Annotated in this window: 23 protein-coding genes and 1 pseudogene; 16 read left to right on the top strand and 8 right to left on the bottom strand. The window is 72.0% G+C overall.

Translation table 11 applies throughout. The features are described from left to right. Nucleotides 1-371 (bottom strand): annotated as a pseudogene (locus ABZ570_RS28805) (hypothetical protein); the annotation flags it as partial. A 132-nt stretch (nt 372-503) separates the two neighbouring features. Between ABZ570_RS28805 and ABZ570_RS28800 the strand changes: the two are divergent. Beyond that, a complete protein-coding gene (locus ABZ570_RS28800; protein ID WP_358070353.1) occupies nt 504-926 on the top strand; it encodes an acyl-CoA thioesterase in 423 nt (140 codons plus the stop codon). A gap of 34 nt (nt 927-960) precedes the next feature. Here the strand turns inward: ABZ570_RS28800 and ABZ570_RS28795 are convergent, their stop codons facing one another. Continuing rightward, entirely contained in the window at nt 961-1,803 is an 843-nt protein-coding gene (locus tag ABZ570_RS28795; protein ID WP_358070350.1) for a S1 family peptidase, read from the bottom strand. Nucleotides 1,804-2,064: 261 nt separating this feature from the next. On the opposite strand from ABZ570_RS28795, the gene ABZ570_RS28790 reads away from it, so the two are divergent. From ABZ570_RS28790 to hypE, 12 genes are all read left to right on the top strand, one after another. Continuing rightward, nucleotides 2,065-3,585, top strand: coding sequence for a hypothetical protein (locus ABZ570_RS28790; RefSeq protein WP_358070347.1), 1,521 nt, complete (start codon nt 2,065-2,067; stop codon nt 3,583-3,585). Next, complete coding sequence (locus tag ABZ570_RS28785) at nt 3,582-4,172, top strand: hydrogenase maturation protease (RefSeq protein ID WP_358070344.1); 591 nt, start codon at nt 3,582-3,584, stop codon at nt 4,170-4,172. The genes ABZ570_RS28790 and ABZ570_RS28785 overlap by 4 nt, the downstream gene beginning before the upstream one ends. Further along, nucleotides 4,165-4,521 (top strand): hydrogenase/urease maturation nickel metallochaperone HypA, encoded by a 357-nt coding sequence (locus ABZ570_RS28780; protein WP_358070341.1) that lies wholly within the window; start codon nt 4,165-4,167, stop codon nt 4,519-4,521. The genes ABZ570_RS28785 and ABZ570_RS28780 overlap by 8 nt, the downstream gene beginning before the upstream one ends. Next, nucleotides 4,521-5,060 (top strand): hemerythrin domain-containing protein, encoded by a 540-nt coding sequence (locus ABZ570_RS28775; protein ID WP_358070338.1) that lies wholly within the window; start codon nt 4,521-4,523, stop codon nt 5,058-5,060. The genes ABZ570_RS28780 and ABZ570_RS28775 overlap by 1 nt, the downstream gene beginning before the upstream one ends. Continuing rightward, on the top strand, nt 5,057-6,178 hold the full coding sequence (locus ABZ570_RS28770; RefSeq protein WP_358070335.1) for a hydrogenase expression protein HypE: 1,122 nt from the start codon (nt 5,057-5,059) through the stop codon (nt 6,176-6,178). The genes ABZ570_RS28775 and ABZ570_RS28770 overlap by 4 nt, the downstream gene beginning before the upstream one ends. Further along, entirely contained in the window at nt 6,175-7,974 is a 1,800-nt protein-coding gene (locus tag ABZ570_RS28765) for a nickel-dependent hydrogenase large subunit (RefSeq protein ID WP_358070332.1), read from the top strand. The genes ABZ570_RS28770 and ABZ570_RS28765 overlap by 4 nt, the downstream gene beginning before the upstream one ends. Then, nucleotides 7,967-8,581: a NifU family protein gene (locus ABZ570_RS28760; protein ID WP_358070329.1), complete on the top strand. Its 615-nt coding sequence runs from the start codon at nt 7,967-7,969 to the stop codon at nt 8,579-8,581. The genes ABZ570_RS28765 and ABZ570_RS28760 overlap by 8 nt, the downstream gene beginning before the upstream one ends. Further along, the gene (locus tag ABZ570_RS28755) at nt 8,578-9,237 is read left to right on the top strand and encodes a DUF5947 family protein (protein ID WP_358070326.1); all 660 of its coding nucleotides are present in this window, start codon (nt 8,578-8,580) and stop codon (nt 9,235-9,237) included. The genes ABZ570_RS28760 and ABZ570_RS28755 overlap by 4 nt, the downstream gene beginning before the upstream one ends. Then, nucleotides 9,215-9,418, top strand: a complete 204-nt coding sequence (locus ABZ570_RS28750; protein ID WP_265006200.1) for a hypothetical protein — start codon at nt 9,215-9,217, stop codon at nt 9,416-9,418. The genes ABZ570_RS28755 and ABZ570_RS28750 overlap by 23 nt, the downstream gene beginning before the upstream one ends. Nucleotides 9,419-9,573: 155 nt before the next feature. Continuing rightward, complete coding sequence (locus tag ABZ570_RS28745) at nt 9,574-9,846, top strand: HypC/HybG/HupF family hydrogenase formation chaperone (protein ID WP_358070322.1); 273 nt, start codon at nt 9,574-9,576, stop codon at nt 9,844-9,846. Between the two features lie 12 nt (nt 9,847-9,858). Continuing rightward, nucleotides 9,859-10,986, top strand: a complete 1,128-nt coding sequence (gene hypD, locus ABZ570_RS28740) for a hydrogenase formation protein HypD (protein ID WP_358070319.1) — start codon at nt 9,859-9,861, stop codon at nt 10,984-10,986. After that, nucleotides 10,983-12,134 carry a hydrogenase expression/formation protein HypE gene (gene hypE / locus ABZ570_RS28735; RefSeq protein ID WP_358070316.1) on the top strand — a complete coding sequence of 384 codons (1,152 nt, stop codon included), beginning with the start codon at nt 10,983-10,985 and terminating at the stop codon, nt 12,132-12,134. The genes hypD and hypE overlap by 4 nt, the downstream gene beginning before the upstream one ends. A gap of 90 nt (nt 12,135-12,224) precedes the next feature. Here hypE and hypF read toward each other — a convergent pair whose 3' ends face one another. The 5 genes from hypF to ABZ570_RS28710 are packed head-to-tail and all read right to left on the bottom strand — an operon-like array spanning nt 12,225 to nt 16,480. Next, entirely contained in the window at nt 12,225-14,510 is a 2,286-nt protein-coding gene (gene hypF / locus ABZ570_RS28730; protein ID WP_358070313.1) for a carbamoyltransferase HypF, read from the bottom strand. Between the two features lie 9 nt (nt 14,511-14,519). Then, nucleotides 14,520-15,185: an SIS domain-containing protein gene (locus ABZ570_RS28725; protein WP_358070310.1), complete on the bottom strand. Its 666-nt coding sequence runs from the start codon at nt 15,183-15,185 to the stop codon at nt 14,520-14,522. Between the two features lie 56 nt (nt 15,186-15,241). Next, entirely contained in the window at nt 15,242-15,481 is a 240-nt protein-coding gene (locus tag ABZ570_RS28720) for a HypC/HybG/HupF family hydrogenase formation chaperone (RefSeq protein WP_358070307.1), read from the bottom strand. Beyond that, complete coding sequence (locus tag ABZ570_RS28715; RefSeq protein ID WP_358070304.1) at nt 15,478-16,110, bottom strand: SIS domain-containing protein; 633 nt, start codon at nt 16,108-16,110, stop codon at nt 15,478-15,480. Before ABZ570_RS28715 ends, ABZ570_RS28720 begins: the two co-directional genes overlap by 4 nt. After that, nucleotides 16,103-16,480, bottom strand: a complete 378-nt coding sequence (locus ABZ570_RS28710) for a helix-turn-helix transcriptional regulator (RefSeq protein WP_358070301.1) — start codon at nt 16,478-16,480, stop codon at nt 16,103-16,105. The genes ABZ570_RS28715 and ABZ570_RS28710 overlap by 8 nt, the downstream gene beginning before the upstream one ends. A gap of 147 nt (nt 16,481-16,627) precedes the next feature. Here ABZ570_RS28710 and ABZ570_RS28705 point away from each other — a divergent pair, with 147 nt between their 5' ends. From ABZ570_RS28705 to ABZ570_RS28695, 3 genes are all read left to right on the top strand, one after another. Beyond that, complete coding sequence (locus ABZ570_RS28705; protein ID WP_358070298.1) at nt 16,628-18,904, top strand: hypothetical protein; 2,277 nt, start codon at nt 16,628-16,630, stop codon at nt 18,902-18,904. Nucleotides 18,905-18,982: 78 nt separating this feature from the next. Continuing rightward, the gene (locus ABZ570_RS28700) at nt 18,983-19,396 is read left to right on the top strand and encodes an MmcQ/YjbR family DNA-binding protein (protein ID WP_358070295.1); all 414 of its coding nucleotides are present in this window, start codon (nt 18,983-18,985) and stop codon (nt 19,394-19,396) included. Between the two features lie 9 nt (nt 19,397-19,405). After that, a complete protein-coding gene (locus ABZ570_RS28695; RefSeq protein ID WP_358070292.1) occupies nt 19,406-19,822 on the top strand; it encodes an MmcQ/YjbR family DNA-binding protein in 417 nt (138 codons plus the stop codon). Between the two features lie 83 nt (nt 19,823-19,905). Here the strand turns inward: ABZ570_RS28695 and ABZ570_RS28690 are convergent. After that, on the bottom strand, nt 19,906-22,063 hold a 2,158-nt coding region (locus tag ABZ570_RS28690), incomplete at its 5' end, for a M36 family metallopeptidase (protein WP_358070289.1).

Below are 22,063 nucleotides of genomic sequence, written 5' to 3'. Positions count from 1 at the left end.
TAGGTAAGCGTGGATAGGATGGCTGTGTGACCAAGTACGAATACGGTCAGTTGCTCCCGGTGCTCGTGGGGGCCGCACCCGCCCAGGACCGCACCACTGCCGAGATCCGCCACCAGCCACGAAGTGGCGGTCACCGCCGGGGCCATCGGCGCACCCGCCGGAATGGCCAGCCCGGCCGTCGCCAGGGCCTCGCCGCCGACCGCCGCCTGGGCGGGATCGACCGCCGGCGGGGACGGTACGGCGGGTGGGGGCACCGGCGGCTTCACGGCCGGGCACGACACGTACGGCGCGGCGGTCGCCGGCGCTGCCGGCACGACCACCGCGGCGGGCACGGTGAGGACCGCGCCGACCAGCACACGAAGGATGGCCACGTTACGTACGGTAATCGTCAGCCGGGCGGGCGCGGCCCGATTGGCGAAAGCACCACGACGCTGCCGCCGGCCGCTGGCCCCGTCGAGGGTCGGGGGGAGCGGCCCGTCGTGGCCGCCCCTATGCTCGGGCGCATGGCAGATCCGTTCCGGGTACGCATCACGGTGCGCGGCTACGAGCTTGACACCCAGGGCCACCTGAACCAGGCCGTCTACCTTCAGTACGGTGAGCACGCCCGGTGGGAGTGCCTGCGGGCCGCCGGCATCTCCCAGGACCGGCTCATCGCCAGCGGAGTGGGCCCGGTCGCGCTGGAGGTCACCGTCCGCTACCTCAGCGAGCTGCGCGGCGGCGACGAGGTGGACGTGTCCTGCGAGTTTCGCTGGGGCGAGCGCAAGACGTTCCACATCGACCAGAACTACACCCGGCCGGACGGCACCCAGGTCGCGACGCTGACCGGGGTGGCCGGCCTGCTCGACCTGTCCGCACGGCGGCTGGTGCCCGACCCGCGCGAGCGGTTCCGGCAGCTGGCCACCGATCCGGGCCCCCTCAACCTCTGAGCCGAGCCGGCCGCCCCCGCCCACTTGGGCGGGCCTAGGGAATGGCCAGGCCGTACGCGGCGAGGATCTCGGTGATCGGCTGGTAGTAGCTGGTGCCGCCGCTGACGCAGTTCCCGCTACCGCCCGAGAGGATGCCGATGACCGTGCCGGTCGAGGCAACGTAGAGCGGACCGCCGCTGTCGCCGGGTTCCGCGCAGATGTTGGTGCGGATCAGCCCGTACACGGCGCCCTCGGCGTAGTTGACCGTCTGGTTCAGCGCGGTGACCGTGCCGCACCGCACCCCCGTGGTGGCGCCGCTGCGGCAGACCGCCTGACCGACGTACGCGTTGCCGGCGCCGTTGACGGTGAGCAGGCCCGGGTGGGTGTAGATCGCGCTCGGATGCGCGATCGTGCCGGTGTGGCGCACCACGCCGTAGTCGTCCCCGGGGAAGCTGCTGCCGGTCCGGGTGCCGAGCACCGTGGTGTACGCACTGTCGGCGTACCAGGTGTCGGCGAGCCTGGTGCAGTGCCCGGCGGTGACGAAGTAGTAGGTGCTGCCGCTGCGGACGTTGGCGCCGAGCGAGCAGCGACCGCCGCCGCCGTAGACGGCCTCGCCGCCGGCGATCAGGGTGCGCAGCCGGCCGGGCTCGCGACGCAGCATGGCACCGGCCCGGGCCGCGGTGTCCCGCAACGCCGTCAGCTCGGCCCCGACGACCGTGTCGTCCACGGTGAGGGTCATCCGCCCGGCGGCCGGGTCGAAGCCCCAGGCGGTGCCGGGCGTACGCACCTCGGCAAGCGTCCCGGCCGCCCGATCCGGGTCGGGCCGCGCCTGGGCGGCGGCCGGGGTGCCGGTGAGCACGGCCGCCAGGACGAGAGCGACGAGCGGGAGAGGACGCATCCAAGCCTCCGATCAATCGACTTCGACCGATGCACGTCCAGGATCCGCCAGCGCCGCCGGCCATTCAAGCCCCACCGCCACTTCCCCAGCGACCGGCCGTCGCCCCAGCACCGCACAGCGCGACCCGTCCCGGACGGCAGCACCTCACCCGATCCGGTGAGTGCCGTCGTCGGGTAGGAACGACGGGCACTTACGGACGACCTCCGCGCCGGGCTAGACCAGGGGTGAACGCTGGCCGAGCACACCGAGGGGGTTCACCGCATGCAGCGCTGTTCCAGCGCCGGCTTCGGCAGCGCCGAGGCGGTCGCGGAGGCGATCCTCTACGAGGGCTACCTGCTCTATCCGTACCGCCGGTCGTCGGGAAAGAACCGGGTGCGCTGGCAGTTCGGCGTGCTCGTACCGCCGGCCTGGGCGGAGGCGCACGGCCTGGTCGACAGCGGCGTGGCAGGCTCCGCCGAGTCGCCGTGGCAGCAGACCGAATGCCTGGTGGAGGCCCCGGAGGCGGCAGTCGTCCGGATCCGGCTGCGGTTCCTGCACCTGCAACGGAAGGTGGTCGAGGAACGCACGGCCGACGGTGACTACCGGCCGGTCGACCGGATCGACGTCGCGGGCCGCACGGAACTCAGCTTCGACGAGGCCGTGCCGCAGGAGTTCGACGTCGAGGCGCCGCTCGCCGACCTGCGGCACGGGCGCCACCTCGACGTCCGGGTGCCGGGCGGCGAGCACGTCGAGCCGCTGGTCGACGGCCGGGGTGAGCCGGTGGGGCGGGTGGTGCGTCGCCGCGCTCCGCTGTCCGCGGCGGTCCGCGTCTCCGCCGAGGAGTGTCGGGCGCCCTTCCGGTTGCTGCGGCTCACGGTACGCGTCGAGAACACCGATCGGAGCACCCCGGCGGACAGCCGGCGTGCCGATGCCCTGCGGTGTTGCCTGCTGGCGACGCACACCCTGCTCGCCGTCGACCGCGGCCGCTTCCTGTCGCTGCTCGATCCGCCCGAGTGGGCGGCGCACGCGGCGCGGGAGTGCCGGAACGTGCACACCTTTCCGGTGCTCGCGGGCGAGCCGGACAGCCCCGACGTGCTCCTCTCGTCGCCCGTCATCCTCTACGACCACCCGCGGATCGCGCCGGAGAGCCCAGGCGACCTGCACGACGCGACCGAGATCGACGAGATCCTGTCGCTGCGTACCCTCACCCTCTCCGACGCCGAGAAACACGAGGTCCGGGCCACCGATCCGCGGGCGGCCGCCATCCTCGACCGCGTCGAGGCCATGCCGCCCGAGGTCCTCGAACGGCTGCACGGCGCGATCCGCGCCCTCGAGCCCGTACGCCCGCCGGACCGGGCCGTCGAGCGGGCACCCGAACCGACACCCTGGTGGGAGCCGGGCGCTGACCCGGCGCCCGGACCGGAGGCCGAGGTCGTCCTCGTCGCGGGCACACCCCTGATGCGCGGCAGCCGGGTCCGGTTACGACCGCGCCGCCGGGGCACCGACGCGCACGACATGTTCCTGGCCGGCCGTACCGCTCGGGTGGAGCAGGTGCTGCTGGACGTGGACGGGACGCGGTTCCTGGCCGTGACGGTGGACGACGACCCGGGTGCGGAGCTGCACCAGTGGTACGGCCGCCTGCGCCACTTCCGCCCCGACGAGGTCGAGCCGCTGCCGGACGGGACCAGAACGCCGCCCGACGAGATCGCCGCGCCGTCCGGGGCGGCCACGGCGCTCCCCCGAGCGGCGGTGACGTTCCCCGGAGCGACTGCGGCGCTGCCCGGGGAGGTCGAGGCGCAATGAGCGGCGACGACGCCGGCGGCGGCCGGGTGCTGGTCGCCGGGATCGGGAACATCTTCCTCGGCGACGACGCCTTCGGGGTGGAGGTGGTTCGGCGGCTGCGGGACGTCGTCCTCCCGGCCGGGGTGGATGTGTCCGATTACGGCATTCGGGGCATGCATCTGGCCTACGATCTGCTGGACGGCCGCCACGACGTGCTGGTCCTGGTGGACGCGTTGCCGCTGGACGAGCCACCGGGGACGCTGGCCGTCCTGCGGGTGGATCTCGACGAACCCGGCTGGACCCTGCGGCCGACGGACGTGCTGGAGGCACCGGCCGCCGACGGGCACGGCATGGACCCCGAGTCGGTGCTGCGCCTGCTCCGCAGCCTGGGTGGCACGGTCGACCGCGTCCTCGTGGTGGGCTGCCGACCCGCCGTCCTGGACGAGCGGATGGGGCTGTCGGCGCCGGTTGCCGGCGCGGTCGACGAGGCGGTCCGGACGGTGGTCGGGATCGTGCGGGAGGAAGCCGCTCGGCTCGCTGCCGGGCGGGAGCCACAGGAACCCTGCCAGCGGGCAGCAGCCGAGAAGGAGGTGACCGCCGATGCATGAGACGGGTCTGTCCGAAGCGATCGTGACGGCGGCGGTACGCAGGGCCGCGGGACGTCGGGTCACCGGCCTGCGGGTGCGGGTCGGTGGTCACCCGGTCGATCCCGAGGTCGTCACGCAGGGCATCCAGCTGGCCGCCGCCGGCACGGTCGCCGCGGACGCCGCGGTGGATCTCGTGCTGGAACCGATGACGGTGCGCTGCCACGACTGTGGCCGCAGCGGGCCGGTCACCGACCACCTCGCGATGGTGGCCTGCCCGCAGTGCGGTGGCGTCGACATCGACGTCACCGGCAGCGACGACGTGGTGCTGGAGTCGATCACGCTGGACAGCGTCGAGCTGGGTGTGGCCTGATGGACGCCACCGAGCTGCTGCGGCACGACCATCGCGTGGTGGAACAGCTGTTCCGGGACTATCGGGCGGCCGAATCGGACGCGCAGCGCCGCGGCGTCGTGGAGATCCTCGTCCGCGAGCTGTCGAAGCATGCCGCGCTCGAGGAGGTGCTCTTCTACCCGTTCGCCGCGCGGGTGCTGGCCGACGGGCAGGTGGACCGGCACCTCGCCGGGCACCGGCCGATCAAGGAACTGCTCCTCGAGCTGGACCGTTGCCGGGCCGGCGATCCCGCCCAGGACCAGCTGATGGAGCGGCTGGCGTCCGCCGTCGAGCGGCACGTGCGGGACGACGAGGACGAGCTCATGCCGCTGCTCTGTTCCCGGGCGGACGAGCAGGCGCTGAGCGAGCTGGGCCAGGAGATCGACCAGGGCAAGCAGCGGGCCCCGACGCGCCCGCACCCGCACGCACCGGACAAACCGCCGGCGCTGGCCCTCGCGGCGCCGGTGGCGGCCATCTACGACCGGCTGCGGGATCGGATGCAAGGGAGGCCACGCACATGACGCAGAGCAGCCGCGGCACCGCCGTGATCCCGCAGGAGAACGGGTTCGACGAGGTCACCATCCTGTGGATCTCCGAGGGCATGAGTTGTGACGGCGACTCGGTGTCGATGACGGCCTCCGGCCAGCCGGCGATCGAGGACATCGTGCTCGGGCTCATCCCCGGCCTGCCGAAGGTCAACCTGCACAACAAGGTGCTGTCACCGGCGGCCGGCGGCGAGGAGTTCCTGGCGCCGTACCGGAAGGCGGCGCGCGGGGAGATGCGAGAGCCGTTCATCCTCGTCATCGAGGGCTCCATCCCGAACGAGAACATCAACGGCGACGGGTACTGGACGTCGTTCGGCAACGACGAGCAGACCGGTGAGCCGCTGACCTTGAACTGGTGGATCGACCAGCTGGCGCCGAAGGCGTGGGCGGTCGTCGCCGCCGGCACCTGCGCGACGTACGGCGGCATCCACGCCATGGCGGGCAACCCGACGGGGTGCATGGGACTGGCCGACTATCTGGGGTGGGACTTCCGCTCCCAGGGCGGCCTGCCGATCGTCAACGTGCCCGGCTGCCCGATCCAGCCGGAGAACTTCATGGAGACCCTGACCTGGGTGCTCTATCACGCCGCCGGCTCGGCCCCGCCCCCGCCGCTGGACCACATGCTGCGGCCCCAGTGGCTGTTCGGCAAGACCGTGCACGAGGGCTGCGACCGGGCCGCCTACTACGAGCAGGCCGACTTCGCCAAGGACTACAACTCCCCCAAGTGTCAGGTCAAGATCGGCTGCTGGGGGCCGGTCATCAACTGCAACGTGCCGAAGCGCGGCTGGATGGGCGGCGTGGGCGGCTGCCCCAACGTCGGCGGCATCTGCATCGCCTGCACCATGCCGGGCTTCCCCGACAAGTTCATGCCGTTCATGGACATGCCTCCTGGCGGCAGCCTGTCCAGCATGCTCATCAAGCCGTACGGCGCCCTGATCCGCCGCCTGCGCAGCATCACCAACGTGACGGCCAACAAGGAACCGAAGTGGCATCACAACGGCCCGGAGCTCACCAGCGGCTACAACCCCCGGTGGCGTCCGTACGGCCCGGCGGACCCCCGCCGTCAGGCAGCAGAGGAGAAGAACAAACCGTGACCGCGACGAAACCCAAGCCGGCCACCGGCACCAAACCCGGCGAACTGGTGGAGATGGCGTGGGACCCGATCACCCGGATCATCGGCAACCTCGGCGTCTACACCAAGATCGACTTCGCGAACCGCGTGGTCGCCGAATGCCACACCACCTCGTCGCTGTTCCGCGGCTACTCGGTGTTCATGAAGGGCAAGGACCCGCGCGACGCCGGCTTCATCACCAGCCGGATCTGCGGCATCTGCGGCGACAACCACACGACCTGCTCGGTCTACGCGCAGAACATGGCGTACGGCATCAAGAACCCGCCACTGGCCGAGTGGATCATCAACCTCGGCGAGGCCGCCGAGTACATGTTCGACCACACCCTCTTCCAGGACAATCTCGTCTTCGTCGACTTCTGCGAGGCGATGGTCAAGCAGACCAACCCGAGTGTGCTCGCCCGCGCGGAGAAGACCCCGGCACCGCACCGCGACATCCACGGCTACCGGACGATCGCCGACATCATGCGGGCGTACAACCCGTTCGAGGGCGAGGTCTACAAGCAGGCGCTGAAGGTCAGCCGGACCACTCGGGAGATGTTCTGCCTCATGGAGGGCCGGCACGTCCACCCGTCGACGGTCTATCCCGGTGGCGTCGGCACCATGCCGCAGCCGACGCTGTTCACCGACTACCTGACCCGGCTGCTCAGCATCCTCGACTTCGTCAAGCAGGCCGTCGCCCTGAACGACGACATCTTCGACTTCTGGTACGAGGCGCTGCCCGGCTACGAGGAGGTCGGCCGCCGCCGGGTGCTGCTCGGCTGCTGGGGCTCGTTCCAGGATCCCGACGTCGTCGACTACAAGTACGAGACCATGACGAACTGGGGGCGGGCGATGCACGTCACGCCCGGCATCGTCGTCGACGGCAAGCTGCTCACCACTGACCTGGTCGACATCAACCTCGGCATCCGGATCCTGCTCGGCAGCTCCTACTACCAGGACTGGGTCGGCCAGGAGGAGCCGTTCGTCAAGTACGACCCGCTCGGCAACCCGGTCGACCTCCGCCACCCCTGGAACCAGACCACGCTCCCCGACCCGGGCAAGCGCGACTTCGACGACCGGTACAGCTGGGTGATGAGCCCCCGCTGGTTCGACAAGAGCAGCGGAGAGCATCTCGCCCTGGACACCGGCGGCGGCTGTTTCGCCCGGCTGTACACCACCGCCCTGGCGAAGATGGTGGACACCCCGTACGTCAAGTCGACCGGGCACAGCGTGCTGATCTCGCTGCCGAAGAGCCAGAAACTGCCCGAGATGACGCTGGAGTGGAAGATTCCGAAGTGGTCGAACGCGATCGAGCGGGACCGCTCGCGGGCCTACTTCATCGCGTACTCCGCGGCGATGTCGCTGTATTTCCTGGAGCGGGCGATGGAGCGGGTGCGCGGCGGCGACATGCGGGTCTTCGCCGAGTTCGAGGTGCCGGACGAGGCCATCGGCTGCGGCTTCCACGAGGCCGTCCGGGGCCTCCTGTCGCACCACATCGTGATCCGGGATCGCAAGATCGCCAACTACCACCCGTACCCGCCGACGCCGTGGAACGCCAGCCCCCGCGACAGCTACGGCACCCCGGGGCCGTATGAGGACGCGATCCAGAACACGCCCATCTTCGAGGAGAACGGCCCGGACAACTTCAAGGGCGTGGACATCATGCGGGCGGTGCGCAGCTTCGACCCCTGCCTGCCGTGCGGCGTGCACATGTACGTCGGCGGCGGGCAGACCGTCAAGAAGATCCACTCGCCGATGTTCGGCGCGTCGCATGGCTGAGCAGCCGGACGTCCCGCGGCTCGACGACGCGGCCGTCGAGCCGCGGCTGGCCCGCCTGGACGCCGTGCTCGGCCAACTCGAGCAGACCCCCGGCCGCACCGCCGAGCTGGCGCTGGAGGCCGTCGAGCTGCTGACCGAGGTGTACGGCGAGGCGCTGGCCCGGGTCACCGACCTCGCCGCCGACGGCCCCCGCGCGCTCGACCGGCTCACCGGCGACGAACTGCTCCGGCACCTGCTGCTGTTGCACCGGATCCACCCGGATCCGCCGGAGCGGCGGGTGGCCCGCGCCGTCGACGACCTGCGACCGCAGGTACGCGCGCAGGGCGGCGAGATCACGCTCGTCGGTGTCCAGGACGACGTTGTGAGGATCAGCCTGTCGGCGAGTTCCTGTGGGGCGACGGCCCTGCGCGACCTCGTCCGGGAGCAGGTGTTGACCTTCGCTCCGGAAATCTCCACGGTCGACGTGGTGGCGCCCGCGCCGGCTCCGGCGCTGATCCCGGTGGCCACGCTGTGGCGGCGGCCGGACGGAACCCCGGCCGACCGGGCAGCGGCGGGCGACGGCGTGCCGCAGGCCGCGGGACCGCTGGCGTTGGGTGGCCCGGCGTGACGGCCGGCGCGCTGGAGCGGGCGATCCGCCGTGCGCGGCAGCGCGCGACGTCGGTCGAGCGGTGCGGCATGTGCGCCGGGCCGGTCGGCCCGGCACACCGGCACGTGTGGGACGAGCAGGACGGCGAGCTGTCGTGCGCCTGCACGCCGTGCTCGCTCCTGTTCGAGCGCGACGCGGCCGGCGGCGGTCGGTACCAGCTCGTCCCCACCGGCGGCAGGCGGCTCGCCGACCTGTCCGTCGACGGACTCGGGGTGCCGGTCGGGCTGGCGTTCTTCGTGAAGCGGCGGGACGGCCGCGTGCTCGGCCACTATCCGAGCCCGCTCGGCACGACCGAGTCGGAGGTCGACGCCGACGCCTGGCGGGCCGTCGAGGCACGATCACCCGCGCTGGCCGAGCTGCGGCCGCGAATCGAGGCGTTCCTGGTGTGGACCGGCACGCCCCGCGGCGGCGGCCACCAGTGGGTGGTTCCCGTCGACGACTGCTTCCGGCTGGTGGCGATCATCCGCCGGCACTGGACGGGCATGTCCGGGGGAAGCACGGTGTGGCGGGAGGTCTCTGGGTTCTTCGACGACCTCGGCCGACGGCACGGCCGGCCGGCCGGCCGGCCGGCAACGACTGATGGAGGAGGCGGGAATGGGCGAGATCCGGGTTGGTGATCCCGACGTCGAACTCGACGCTCCGGCGCACACCAAGGGCGTGGAAGAGGGTAACTCACGGCGAAGGAAGCAGGCCGGCCATCACGATGACGGGACGGTGGACGCCCGCCGGTCGACCGGCATCCGGCCCAAGAAGCACGGCCCGATCCTGCCGATCATGCCGAACCTGCCGCCCGGCTGAGGGCCGGTGCGGGGGCCGAAGGAGGAGAGCGATGCGCAAGCTGTTCGCGCTGCTGGCCGGCGCGGCCGTCCTCGGGTTGTTCTGGAAGGAACTTCCCGCGCTGCGGCGCTACATCAAGATCGAGAAAATGTGAGCGGAAAGGGGCGAACCAGCCGATGTGTCTAGGGATCCCGGGCGAGATCGTCGAGATCAAGGCCGGCCGCGACGACCTCGCCATCGTGGACGTCGTGGGCGTCCGGCGGGCGATCAACATCGGGCTGCTCGGCCAGGACCAGGTTGGCATCGGCGACTGGGTGCTCGTGCACGTCGGGTTCGCCATGTCCAAGATCGACGAAGCCGAGGCCGCCGCCACGTTGGCGCTGTTGAACGACCTCGGACAGGCGTACACCGACGAGCTGCAGGCGCTCGCCGAGTCCGACATCACCTAGGGAAACGACCACATGCGTTTCGTTGACGAGTACCGCGACGCGGACCGGGCCCGGGCACTGGCCACCCAGATCGCCGCGTTGTGCGAACCGGGCCGGCAGTACAAGTTCATGGAGGTCTGCGGCGGCCACACGCACACCATCTACAAGCACGGGCTCGAGGACTACCTGCCGGAGAACGTCTCGCTCGTACACGGCCCGGGCTGCCCGGTGTGCGTGATTCCGATGGGCCGGGTGGACGACGCCATCGCGATCGCCCACGAGCCCGGGGTCATCATGACCGCGTTCGGGGACATGATGCGGGTCCCCGGCGGCAGCGGCTCGTTCTTCGACGCCAAGGCGGCCGGGGCCGACATCCGGATGGTGTACTCGCCGTTGGACGCCTTGAAGATCGCCCGGACCAACCCGGACCGTCGGGTCGTGTTCATGGCGATCGGGTTCGAGACGACCTCACCCTCCACGGCCATGACCGTGCTGCGGGCCGCCGCCGAGGGGATCGACAACTTCTCGGTCTTCTGCAACCACGTCACGATCCTGCCGGCGATCAAGGCGATCCTCGACTCACCGGACCTGCGTCTCGACGGCTTCCTCGGGCCGGGGCACGTCTCGACCGTCATCGGGTGCCGGCCGTACGAGTTCATCGCCCGCGACTACGGCAAGCCGCTGGTGTGCGCCGGGTTCGAGCCACTGGACCTCCTGCAGTCGGTCTTCATGCTGCTCGAGCAGCTCGCCGAGGGCCGCTGCGAGGTGGAGAACCAGTACACCCGGGTGGTGCCCTGGGAGGGCAACCTGCGGGCGCTGGAGGCCATCGGCCGGGTCATGGAGCTGCGCCCGTACTTCGAGTGGCGCGGGCTCGGCTTCATCTCCCACTCCGCCCTGCGGATGCGCGACGAGTACGCGGCCTTCGACGCCGAGCGGCTCTTCGACGTACCCGGGGTGCGGGTCGCCGACCCGAAGGCCTGCCAGTGCGGCGAGGTGCTCAAGGGTGTGCTCAAACCCTGGGAGTGCAAGGTGTTCGGCACCGCGTGCACGCCGGAGACGCCCATCGGCACGTGCATGGTCTCCTCGGAGGGCGCCTGCGCGGCCTACTACAACTTCGGCCGGTTCACCCGGCAGCGGCTGGCGGTGGCGGTGCGGGCATGACCACCGAACGCACGGCCGACTGGGCCGAACGCGCCGTGGCCGAGGCCGAGGGCCTGGCCGAGCGGACGCCTGACCGGCTCTCGCCCGAACAGCAGGTGCTGCACCGCATCGAGCGGGCTCGCCAGCGCAGGCCGAGGGTCAGGGAGGACCGGGTCACCCTCGCGCACGGCGCGGGCGGAAAGGCGACCCGTACGCTGGTCGAAGGGATCTTCGTCGAGGCGTTCCGCAACCCGACCCTGGAGGCGCTCGACGACGCCGCGGTGCTGTGCCCGGGTGTCGACCGGCTGGCCTTCACCACCGACTCGTACGTGGTGTCGCCGCTGTTCTTCCCCGGCGGCGACATCGGCGACCTCGCCGTCAACGGCACGGTCAACGACCTCGCGGTCAGCGGCGCCCGCCCGTTGTACCTGTCCGCCGGGTTCATCCTCGAGGAGGGCTTTCCCGTCGCCGACCTGCAACGGATCACCGCCTCCATGGCGGCCGCGGCGCGCCGGGCCGGGGTCCAGGTGGTCACCGGGGACACGAAGGTGGTTCAGCACGGCAAGGCCGACGGCTGCTACATCAACACCGCGGGGGTCGGCCTGCTGGAGCGGCCGGTGGCGTTGGGCACCGGGCACGTCCGGCCGGGTGACGCGGTCGTCGTCTCCGGCCCGATCGGCGACCACGGGGTCACCGTCATGCTCGCCCGCGGGGAACTGGACATCGAGGCCGACCTCGTCTCGGACACCGCTCCCCTGCACGACCTCGTGGCGGCCCTGCTGGACGCCGCGCCGGGCGTGCGACTGCTGCGGGACGCCACCCGGGGCGGCGTGGCGACCGTCCTCAACGAGGTGGCGCAGGCGGCGGGGATGGCCGTCGTCGTCGACGAGGCCGCAGTGCCGGTGCGTCCCGCCGTCACCGGGGCCTGCGAACTGCTCGGCATCGACCCGCTCTACGTCGCCTGCGAGGGGCGCTTCGTCGCGGTGGTCGACGGCGCGCAGGCGCCGGCGGCCGTGGCGGCGCTGCGCGGCCAACCGCTCGGCGAGGGCGCGAGCGTCATCGGTCACGTCGCCGCTGATCCGCCCGGCATGGTGCTGCTCAGGACCGCCTTCGGCGGCACCCGCGTCGTCGACCTGCTCGTCGGTGATCCACTGCCGCGCATCTGCTGACCCGGCCGGGGGCCCGGCCGGGGGTGCGGGTAGGGCGCTCGACGGGGCCCTGCCCTACGCAGCCGGCGCGGGCCCGGCCCGGCTGGCCCGTCAGCCGGCTGAGCCGGCCCGGTGGCGGGCGGCGGCCACCACCGCCTGGCCGAGGGAGATGCCGCCGTCGTTGGGGGGCACCCGCGAGTGCACCAGCGGCCGGAACGCCGCCGCCTCCAGCCCGCACACCACCCGGTCGAGCAGCAGCACGTTCTGGAACACGCCGCCGGAGAGCGCGACGCTGGTCAGGCCCGTGCGCTCCCGGACGGCCGCCGCCGCCCGCACCGTGGCGTCCGCCAGGCCGTGGTGGAAGCGTGCGGCGATCCGGCCGCGGTCGACCCCGGCGAGCAGGTCCTCGACCACGCACCGGACCAGCTGGCGCCCGACGCCGACGAGCGGCACCGGGCCGGACGCGTCGACCCGGTAGCCGCCGCGCTCGGTGGGATCCGCCCGCTGTTCCAGGGCGACAGCGGCCTGCCCCTCGTAGCTGACCCGGTCGCGCAGGTCGAGGAGCGCCGAGACGGCGTCGAACAGTCGGCCCACGCTGGAGGTGCGCGGCGAGTTCAGCCCGCTACGCGCCAGCGCCACCACCGCCGGCCACCGCCGCTCGTGCCGCCGCAGCACCGGCAGGTCCGGCAACGCGTCGTGGTAGACCTCGTTCAGGTACGCCACGGCCATCCGCCACGGCTCGCGGATCGCCGCCGACCCGCCGGGCATGGGCACCGCGTCGAGGTGGCCGACCCGCTCGAACCCGGTCAGGTCCGCGAGGAGCAGCTCGCCGCCCCAGAGGGTGCCGTCGGTGCCGAACCCGAGACCGTCGAACGCGATGCCGATCGCCGGGCCGGGCTCGCCGTTGTCGGCCAGGCAGGCGGCGACGTGGGCGTGGTGGTGCTGCACGCCGACCAGCTCGACGTCGTCGCGTTGCCGCGCGTACTTCGTCGACAGGTACTCCGGATGCAGGTCGTGGGCGACGAGCTGCGGGCGGATGTCGAACAACCGGCCGAAGTGCTCGATGCCGTCGGTGAACGCGCACAGCGTCTCGTAGTTCTCCAGGTCGCCGATGTGGTGCGACACGAACGCGCGCTGCCCCTTGGCCAGGCAGAAGGTGTTCTTCAGCTCCGCGCCGCACGCCAGCACCGGGGGGTCGAACCGCCACGGCACGGTCACCGGCGCAGGCACGTACCCCCGCGACCGGCGCACCGGCAGCTCCCGGCCCCGGAACACGCGTACCACCGAGTCGTCGGTGCGGACGTGGATCCGCCGATCGTGGGTCAGGAAGCCGTCGGCGATGCCCGCCAGCCGCGACCAGGCGTCGTCGTCGCGGTGGGCGATCGGTTCGTCGGAGACGTTGCCGCTGGTCAGCACGATCGGCATGCCGAGCCGGCCGACCAGCAGCTGGTGCAGCGGCGTGTACGGCAGCATGACGCCCAGGTCGCGGTTGTCCGGCGCCACCGACGCGGCCACCGGGGCGTCCGGGCGGCGGGGCAGCAGCACCACGGGGCGACGGGCCCCGGTGAGCACCGGCACCGCCGCCGGTACGACGTCGACCAGGGCGCGCGCCGCGGTCAGGTCGGCGGCCAGCACGGCGAACGGCTTCTCCTCGCGGCGCTTGCGGGCGCGTAACGTGGCGACGGCTCGTTCGTCGTCGGCACGGGCGGCCAGGTGGTAGCCGCCCAGCCCCTTGACCGCGACGATCCGGCCGTCGCGCAGCCACCGCACGGCGGTGTCGAGGGGCTGGTCGTGCAGCGCCTCGCCGGCCGTGGTGACGAACCGCAGGGCCGGGCCGCACGCCGGGCAGCACACCGGCTCGGCGTGGAAGCGGCGGTTCGTCGGGTCGGCGTACTCGGCGGCGCAGTCCGGGCAGAGCGGGAATTCCGCCATCGTGGTGGTGCGCCGGTCGTACGGCACGTCCATGACGATGGTGAACCGCGGGCCGCAGTTGGTGCAGTTCGTGAACGGGTAGCCCTGCCGGCGGTCGGCCGGGTCGAGCAGCTCGGCGAGGCAGTCCGGGCAGGTGGCGGTGTCCGGGGAGATCAGTACGTCCCGCCCGGTGCCGGTGACGCTGGTGACGATGACGAAGCCCGGCTGGCCGGTCGGCGCGACGGTCTCGGCGGTGACCCGCTCCACCTGGGCCAACGCCGGTGCGCGCCGGCTGAGGTCGGCGACGAACGCGGCCAGCCGGGGCCCGTCCCCCTCGACCTCGACGAAGACGCCGCCGGTGTCGTTGCCGACGAACCCCGCCAGGTGGTACTCCGTGGCGAGCGCGTGCACGAACGGGCGGAAGCCGACACCCTGCACGATGCCCTCGACGCGGACGTGCAGCCGCTCCACGCTGGCCAGTCCCATGGCTGCCGGTCAGAGGTCGCCGGCCAGGGCCTGCTGGGTGAGTTCCCAGAGCACGTGGTAGAGCGTGGTCTGCGCCTCCTGCACGCGGTGCACGGAGGCGGACGGCACCACGAACAGGTGGTCGACGACCTCGGACTCGGCCATCCGGCCGCCCTCGTAGCCGGCGATGCCGATCGTCACCATGCCCCGTTGGGCCGCCTCCGCGAGCCCCCGCAGCACGTTGGCCGATCCCCCGCTCGTGGACAGTCCCACGGCGATGTCCCCGGCGCGGCCGAAGGCCGCCACCTGCCGGGCGAAGACCACGTCGAACCCCACGTCGTTCGAGAGTGCCGTGATGAGCGCGACGTCGTGGGTCAGCGAGATGGCCGGCAGCGGGCGCGCACCCGCCGGCGGGTGCAGGAACAGCTGCGCGACGTCCTGGGCGTCCGTGCTGCTTCCGCCGTTGCCGAAGGCGAACAGCGTGCCGCCGGCCGTGAAGGCCGCAGCGCACCGGAGGGCGCAGTCGACCAGCCGCTGCCCGTGCTCGGCGACCAGCGACCGGCGGAGGGTCACGATCTCCGCCGCCTTCTCGGCGGTGGACGTCGCCACCGCGGCCAGCACCGCGTCCAGGTCAGCCGGACGGTCGTCGAGGAACGGATAGAGCGCCCCGAGGGCGCCTTCGACCCGGGTGCTCAACGGGACCACCTCAGTTCGCGACTGCGGGGCTCGCAAAACCGGCTCACTCCTCGCGCTCACGGGGCCTTCTCCAGCACAGCGATGGCCTCCTTGGCGTGCACCAGCACGATGTCGCCCGGCACCGCATCGACCAGGGCGACGCTGACCTCCTCCGGGCCGGCGTCCGTCTCGACCACCGCCAGGCCGTCCGCCACCAGTTCGCGAACCCGGACGGCCACGGCAAGGTCCGAGCAGGTGATGCAGCGGTCGTCGCCGTGGCACTCCGGGGAGGTTTCCCGGTCGGTCGGTGGCCTCACCGGACCACCTCCCGGTCCAGCAGCCCCGGCTGTTCGAAGAACACGTGCACCAGCTCCCACAGGACGTGATAGGTCGTCACGTGCACCTCCTTCACGACGCACGGGTCGTCGGAGCGGGCGATGACGACGTGGTCGGCGACTTGGTCACGAGCAATGTCACCGCCGTCTCCGCCGAGCAGGCCGACGGTGAGCAGACCGAGGTCGCGGGCCGCGGCGAGGCCCCGGCGCACGTTGGCGCACCGGCCGTCGGCCGACAGGCCCAGCGCGATGTCCTCCGGTGCGGCGAGCAGCCGCAGCTGCGCGGCGAACACCTCGTCGAAGCCGTCCGCGCGGGCGATCCCGGTGAGGGTGGCGGCGTCGTTCGTCAGCGAGATGGCCGGCAGGGCCCGCTTGCCCATGATGACCGGGTGGACGAACTCGACCACGACGTGCTGGGCATCGGTTGCCGGCCCGCCGTTGCCGAACACGATGAGTTTGCCGCCACGGTGGAAGCGCACGGCCATCTCGTAGCAGGTCCGCGCGATCCGCTCGGCGTCGGCGGCGAGCGCCGCTCCGGGCGCCACTCGGCGCGCGAACGCGCGGTCGACCGCCGGAATCACGGGCGAGGGCATGGTCCTCCAGTCAGCCATGGGTGGCGGCGTAGCGGTCGCGCTGCCCGCCGCGGGACCGCTCGACGGCGTTCGTCGAGCGCTGCAGGCAGACATCGATGACCTGGTTCAGGTACGTCAGATGGGCGACCCACGAGCGGAGGTCGTCACGACCCTTGAGCGTCAGGGTGTAGCACCGGCGCGCCGGCCCCGCGCCGCCGGTTTCCCAGGTCGAGGTCACCGACCGGTCCCGTTCCAGGCCGCGGAGCACCCGGTAGACGTGGCCCGGCTCGACGTCGGACACGCCCATCGCCACGAGCCGCTCGATCAGGTCGTACCCGTGGCCGGGTCGTTCGAGGATCAGCAGCAGGAGGAACGGGTGGAGCAGACCGCGCAGTTCACGCCCCTGCATGCTCGATCCCCTCCCCCGACGCGGGTCCGTTGCTGCGTGCAGCTAAGCACAGACCTCGGGCGAGATGTGCCGGTTCTTCCTGATTTGCGACGGACGAATCAACAGATTCCGCAGCGGACCACCTCGCCGGTCTGTGACCCTGACCGCGTGGGCGAAGCACCCGGGGGTGAAGCCGTCGAGTTGCGCGTGCACGGGGTGTCGGGCGCGTCGGCTGAGAAGATCCTCGACCACCCGATCCTGGTACGCGTCGCCGGGGACCGGCACGCCGGGTTCTACCGGCCCCGGCCGGGTACCGGCACGGCCGGTGGCGCCAGCCCCGGGATCGCCGTCGAGGCGTACCGCTGGGGCGCCCTGACCGCCGGCGCGGCCGTGCGCACCGCGTCCAGCCTGCTGCTGTTGCCGTTCATGCTGAGCAACCTCGCGATCTGGCTGCGCCCGACGGCGGCCGACCGGTTCGGTCTGCTGGGCGCACTGTGCCGCCTGCTCGCCGGCAGCATCACCGTCGCCTTCCTGCTCGCGATCGTCGGGACCACGGTGAACCTCGTCGGCTGGCAGTGCGTGCCGTACGCCGAGTGCCGCGCCGGTCGCGGCTATCTGTCCTGGCTCGTGGCGCTGCCGATGGGTCCACGCCTGGCTCTGCTGTCGCTGATCCCGCTGCTCGCGCTGCGCCTGTTCTGGGCCATCGGCGCCCGGTCGGCTCAGGCCTTCGAGGGCTTCACCCCGACCTCGCCGGAACCGAAATCCTCAGAACTGACCGAGAGCCTCACCACGCCCGGGTTCTGGGACGACGAACGGATCACCTCCTGGCTGCGCCAGATCCACGTCGGGCTCGGCGCCGGCACGGTCGACGTCAGCCTCCTCGCCGGTCTCGCGGGCGCGGAGCGGAGCATGATCCGTCTGCTGCTGCTGGACGCCGCTGCCGCCCTGGTGGCGTTCTGCGCGGTGCTGCTCTGCCTGCCCGCGCCGGCCGGACCGGCGCAGGCGCGTCGCCTCCTGCGCCCGCTGTGGGTGATCGTTGCCACGGTCACCTGCCTGAGCCTCGTCTACGCCGCGACCACCCGCTCGGTCGAGGCGGTGGTCGGGCAGTTGCCGGGCTACGAGGGCGGCGCGGGCGGTCTGATCGCGGCGCAGGGTGTCCTGCTGGTGGCGATCGCCGTGGTCACGGTCGCCCGGCAGAGCGCGAACCCGACCGGGAGCCGCCCCTTTCTGCGCGGGCTCGGCACACCGGTCGTGGCGGCGTTGTCGGTCAGCGTCTCCGCAGCCTTCACCGCCACCCTGGTCTTCCGCGTCGCCGACCAGCTCGACCGGGGGAACATCCCCGATCCGATCCGGCCGAACCCGCCCTCCTACGGTCCCCTGTTGCCGCCGGTCGCGTACTGGTGGGCCGCCCTCGCCGGGCTCACCGCGCTGCTGCTGGTCGCCGCGTCCGCCGCCGCCACGCTCCTGCTCACCCGCCGCCGGCGGCGCGCCCTGGCCAACCGCGTCGTCGAGCAGGACTACCCGAACCCGCCCGCCGACGCGGCGCCCCGGGCCGGCCTGGTCCGGAAGATCATCGCCAAGTCCCAGGTGACCGAGGAACTGGGCCCCGTGCTGGTCGTGTTCTTCGTGGTCTCCGCACTCGGCCTGGCCACCGTCGCTCTCGACCTGCTCGGGATCGGTCCCACCGAGCTCGCGGCCCGGCTCAGCAAGCACGCCGGCACCGGACTGATCGCCGCGTACGTCACCGACGCCGGGATCTGGGTCATCAGCCTGCTCGTCGTCGGCCTCCTCCTGCTCGGCTACCGCGCGTACCGGTCGCGCGAGACCCGCCGCCTCGTGGCGGTCCTGTGGGACCTGGGCACCTTCTGGCCCCGCACCGTGCACCCCTTCGCGCCCCCCTGCTACGCCGCACGGGCGGTGCCCGAACTGGCCAAGCGGGTGGTCGCGCTCGCCGGCCGGGGACCGGTGGTCATCTCCGGCCACAGCCACGGCTCGGTCCTGGCCGCGGCCACCATCCTGCAGCTGCCTCCCGCCGCCCTGCCCAGCGTCGCGCTGCTGACCCACGGTTGCCCCCTGCGCCGCATCTACGCCCGCCTCTACCCGGCCTACCTCGGCGACCAGACGCTGTGCGAACTGGGCGACCGGCTCGACTGGCGCTGGCGCAACCTGTGGCGGGACACCGATCCCATCGGCGGCCCCCTCTTCAACCACCACCGGGGCGCGCGGCCGTCCTGCGACGATCCGGCCGTCGGCTCCGTCGACGTCCGGCTGCGCGACCCCCGCGCGGTCACCATCGACCCGGACGACACCGTGCCACCGCCGGTCGAACGCCACTGGCCCTACCACACCCAGCCGCAATACCAGGCGGCCGTGCGGGAACTCGCCGGCCGGGCCGGCGGTGCCGGCACGTACCCCGTGCCTGGACCGGAACCCCCGCCGCCCTGATCGATCCGGCGACCGCCAACCGACGGGGCATCGGCGGGCATAGACTGCGGCCACGCCGTTCGACCGCCGGGAGATGCCATGGCCAGCGAAGAGGTGGACCTGCTCGATCAGGTACGGGCGATCTGCACCGCCTTCCCACAGGTGACGGAACGCCTCAGCCACGGCACGCCGACGTGGTTCGTCAACGACAGGAAGTCCTTTGTGCAGCTGTGGCCGGACGGGCATCACCGCGACGAGTTCCCACACCTGTGGTGCGCGGCTCCGCCGGGCACCCAGGAGTCGCTGGTCGCCGCGGACCCGAAGGTCTTCTTCCGGCCCCCGTACGTCGGGCACCGCGGCTGGGTCGGCGTACGGCTCGACCAGGGCGCCGACTGGGCGGAGGTGGCGGAGCTGTGCGAGGACGCGTACCGGGCGGTCGCCCCCGGGCGGCTGGTCGCCGAGCTCGACGCCCGCCCACAGGCACGCGCCGAGAATGTCGGAGGGTCCGCGTAGCGTTCCCCCGTGACCCGTCCCGGAGACGTACCGCCCGACTTCCTCGACCGGCTGCGGCCCATCTGCCTCGGGCTGCCCGAGGCCTACGAAGAGCCGGCCTGGGTGGGCGTACGCTGGCGCATCCGCAAGCGGACGTTCGCCCACCTGCTCACCATTGATCCCGACCACCAGATGGCGTACGCCCGAGCGGCCGGGACCGACGAGCCGGTCTGTGTCCTGACGTTCCGGTCGCCGACGGACGAGATACACGCTCTCCTCGCCCACGGTGACCCATTCTTCAAACCGGACTGGGGTGCCGACGTCCTCGGCATGGTCATCGACGACGAGACCGACTGGGACGAGGTTTCCGAGCTGCTCACCGAGAGCTACTGCCGGCTCGCACCCAAGAAACTGATCGTGCGGGTGGCGGCTTCCACCCCTGAGTAGTGCGTTCAGCTGCACGGACCGGAGGGAGCGTACCCGTGTTCGGGACGCTCCCTCCGGCCTCAGGTGGTGCGGGTGTTACCCGGTCAGCCCGCGATGAACTTGAAGTAGGCGCGGTGCTGGAATCCGTTGTCGAGGGTCAGCACGAACTCCCGGCAGGTGCCGGCCCAGGACGGGTCGGTCTTCCACGGGTAGTTGTACTGGCCGTTGGCGTTGACCGACATGTGCGACCCACCCGGGTTCTTAGCCGCCACCGGAGTCGGCCGCGGCGTGACCGGCCCGCCCGGGGTGACGGTCTTGAGGGTGTCGCAGTCCACCAGCCGCGAGTACGGCGAGCCACTGGCCAGGATGTCCAGACCACGGTTCTCGGCCAGCTTGAACTTCATCGGCACGGCGTCCCCGGCCACCACCGTGTTCAGCGCCGGCTGCGCCGAACGGCCGACGAAGTCACCCCGGCAGGACGGGTGGGTGTCGAACGCCTCGCTGTTGTCGTCCCGGGACGTGGTGCCCTGCACCGCGCTGTAGCCCACGCCGCGGCGGGCGAACGAACCCCAGATGATGCAGGCGTTCTCGCCACCGGTCAGCGCCGCGTCCGCGGCGATGATCGCGTTCCGGGCGGTCACGAAGCCCGGGCCGCAACCCTGCATCTTCAGCCCGTCCATCACCAACTGAAGGGCGAGGTTGTTGCCGCCGGTGTTCCACGCCTCGTAGATGTTCGGGTTGAACCCGTGCCGGTCGATCAGGTTCCAGGTCATGTCCCACAGCACGGAGGTCCAGCCGTGGCCGACGCCGTGCGGCGCGGCCAGCGAGGTGCCGTTCAGCCAGCCACCGGTCTTGATGCTGTCGTAGGTGAACGGCTGGATCTCCATGTTCCTCGAGTACGGCCGCGGGCGGATTCCGCCGCCGCTCCGGTCGTCCTGGAACAGCACGTACGGGCCCATGCCGCGCTGGCCGTCGGCCGTGTCGAACTTCGGGTCGAGCAGCATGGTGAGCGCGACGTAGTCGCTCCAGCCCTCGCCCATCTGCTCGGTGCCGGTCAGGCAGTTGACGGTCGGGCCGCCGGTCAGCCGGTTGGAGATGCCGTGGGTGTACTCGTGGATGATCACACCGGCGTCGAAGTCGCCGTCCCGGATGCCCGGGTGGTTCGGGTGCTTGCGCACCGAACCGGTGACGGTGCCACCGGCGATGGCGGCCTTGATGGCAGCCCCGTCGGCCTGGGTCACGGCGACGGCCGGGATGGTGACCGGCGCGGTCGTCATGGCCCCGGTCAGCACCGGAGCGCTACCGCTGGCGTTGTGGGCGACGACGAGGGCCTTGGCGCCGGCGGACTGGGCGACCTGGGCGCGCTGCAGGTAGGTGCAGGCGGTGGTGCCGCCGTCGACGACGCTGACCCAGCTACCCGAGGGCAGCGTGGCGGGGTACGCGGCCGCGGTGCAGCCGGTGCCGGCGTAGACGAACTGGTGTCCGGGCAGGCCGGCCACCGTGGGCGCCGGCGTGAACCGCGCCCAGGAGGCGTCGAAGGAGCCCACGCCGTCCACGACGACCTGGTTCGGGCTGCCGAACTGGGTGCCCGGCCACAGGTACATCTGCATCCGGGGGGTGCCGCCGTCCATGGCGGGGGTGGAGAAGTTGGCGTTGTTGGTACCGCCACCGTCGGCCGCCTCGGCGCGGACGTAGTCGCCGCCGTTGCCGCCCCGGCCGTAGTTGTTCAACTGGAAGTTGCCGGACGCCTCGTCGAAGCCGTACTGGTACGTGACATCGTGGATGATGTTGTTCCAGTAGAACAGGTTGGCCGTGGCCGCGTCCCGGTAGTTCTGCGCGTGCTCGGCCAGGTCGAGCGGGTAGTCGAAGCTCAGCTTCGCCCCGCCGTCCGGGCTGCTGCCGAAGTCCGGAGCGTTGTTGTTGTCCTGGTCCTGGTAGGCGTGGACGTTGTTGCCCTGCGTGGTGGTGAGGTCGGCACCCGCTGCGCCGTCGGTGTCGTGCCAGCCGTGCGGCGACGCGGTGGCGTCGGCCGGGTTGGTCACCAGGGTCCGCGGGCCGTCGTTCGGGCTCTCCTTGGCGCCGGCGAACACCCGGTAGCTCGACCCGTCCTGGACGGGGTTGCGCGTGCCGGGGCTCGCGGGGCTGAGCGACGTCGACGTCGCGCTGCGGCCCAGGTTGCCGGCGATCTCCTCGGCGTCCTCGTGGGTGGTCCAGTCGTCGGCGTTGAGCAGCTTGCCCGTCTCCGCGTCGACGGCCGCGTTC

It is taken from the genome of Micromonospora sp. NPDC007271 (genome assembly GCF_040634005.1).
Taxonomy (GTDB): Bacteria; Actinomycetota; Actinomycetes; order Mycobacteriales; family Micromonosporaceae; genus Micromonospora.
Note: the sequence above shows the minus strand (reverse complement) of the source record. Positions and strands in the feature narration are given on the sequence as shown.

Excerpts from the sequence above, each read along its gene's own strand:
- ABZ570_RS28770 (WP_358070335.1), top strand. The coding sequence starts at position 5,057 with ATGACGCAGAGCAGCCGCGGCACCGCCGTGATCCCGCAGGAGAACGGG.
- ABZ570_RS28800 (WP_358070353.1), top strand. The coding sequence starts at position 504 with ATGGCAGATCCGTTCCGGGTACGCATCACGGTGCGCGGCTACGAGCTT.
- ABZ570_RS28760 (WP_358070329.1), top strand. The coding sequence starts at position 7,967 with ATGGCTGAGCAGCCGGACGTCCCGCGGCTCGACGACGCGGCCGTCGAG.
- ABZ570_RS28750 (WP_265006200.1), top strand. The coding sequence starts at position 9,215 with ATGGGCGAGATCCGGGTTGGTGATCCCGACGTCGAACTCGACGCTCCG.
- ABZ570_RS28780 (WP_358070341.1), top strand. The coding sequence starts at position 4,165 with ATGCATGAGACGGGTCTGTCCGAAGCGATCGTGACGGCGGCGGTACGC.
- ABZ570_RS28795 (WP_358070350.1), bottom strand. The coding sequence starts at position 1,803 with ATGCGTCCTCTCCCGCTCGTCGCTCTCGTCCTGGCGGCCGTGCTCACC.
- ABZ570_RS28710 (WP_358070301.1), bottom strand. The coding sequence starts at position 16,480 with ATGCAGGGGCGTGAACTGCGCGGTCTGCTCCACCCGTTCCTCCTGCTG.
- ABZ570_RS28785 (WP_358070344.1), top strand. The coding sequence starts at position 3,582 with ATGAGCGGCGACGACGCCGGCGGCGGCCGGGTGCTGGTCGCCGGGATC.
- hypE (WP_358070316.1), top strand. The coding sequence starts at position 10,983 with ATGACCACCGAACGCACGGCCGACTGGGCCGAACGCGCCGTGGCCGAG.
- ABZ570_RS28745 (WP_358070322.1), top strand. The coding sequence starts at position 9,574 with ATGTGTCTAGGGATCCCGGGCGAGATCGTCGAGATCAAGGCCGGCCGC.
- ABZ570_RS28715 (WP_358070304.1), bottom strand. The coding sequence starts at position 16,110 with ATGGCTGACTGGAGGACCATGCCCTCGCCCGTGATTCCGGCGGTCGAC.
- hypD (WP_358070319.1), top strand. The coding sequence starts at position 9,859 with ATGCGTTTCGTTGACGAGTACCGCGACGCGGACCGGGCCCGGGCACTG.
- ABZ570_RS28700 (WP_358070295.1), top strand. The coding sequence starts at position 18,983 with ATGGCCAGCGAAGAGGTGGACCTGCTCGATCAGGTACGGGCGATCTGC.
- ABZ570_RS28775 (WP_358070338.1), top strand. The coding sequence starts at position 4,521 with ATGGACGCCACCGAGCTGCTGCGGCACGACCATCGCGTGGTGGAACAG.
- hypF (WP_358070313.1), bottom strand. The coding sequence starts at position 14,510 with ATGGGACTGGCCAGCGTGGAGCGGCTGCACGTCCGCGTCGAGGGCATC.
- ABZ570_RS28790 (WP_358070347.1), top strand. The coding sequence starts at position 2,065 with ATGCAGCGCTGTTCCAGCGCCGGCTTCGGCAGCGCCGAGGCGGTCGCG.